This window comes from Lactobacillus helveticus DSM 20075 = CGMCC 1.1877 (genome assembly GCF_000160855.1).
GTDB lineage: Bacteria > Bacillota > Bacilli > Lactobacillales > Lactobacillaceae > Lactobacillus > Lactobacillus helveticus.
The window spans coordinates 1-535 of sequence record NZ_GG700794.1 but is presented as its reverse complement, the minus strand read 5'-3'; the positions used below and the strand labels follow the sequence as shown (position 1 = coordinate 535).

The 535-nt window shown below is 36.3% G+C and carries 1 protein-coding gene; it reads right to left on the bottom strand.

The features are described 5' to 3' along the window. Positions 1–15: 15 nt before the first annotated feature. The coding region (locus tag HMPREF0518_RS09375; protein ID WP_003627996.1) for an MFS transporter at positions 16–535 on the bottom strand (520 nt) is incomplete at its 5' end.

Below are 535 nucleotides of genomic sequence, written 5' to 3'. Positions count from 1 at the left end.
CTTTTTTCTTTTTACTCAACTATTTTCTAAATCTGAGTTAGCACTTTCTTTTTTACCCAATGTAATCATGATCACAATGAAGCTAAGCGCAAATGCTGAAACGTTAATCATCCATCCTAAATTGTAAGATCCAGTTTGATCAAAGAATAAACCGATCAGGTAAACTGAAGCTGACATTGCAAAGGCACCGATCATATTAATGACAGAAAGAATGTTGATGTAATCTTTTTCACCAAAAATTTGACGAATAAGATATGGTAAAGCAACCAAGCAAACTCCCTGACCAAGACCGAGAATTACGGCAGCTAAAATCAATAAATTGCTTTCTCTAAGCATTGCCTGGCCGCCCCAACCGATTACACCAAATAAAGAGTAAACGGCTAAAACTAACTTGGTATTAAACTTATCCAGAAAATAACCGATAGAAATCTTACCAATTGCGGCACCAATCATTACTCCAGATACAACAGTTGCGGCAGTAATCGGTGAAATTCCGATATTAGTAATATGTCCTGAAATATGTTGGACAGAACCA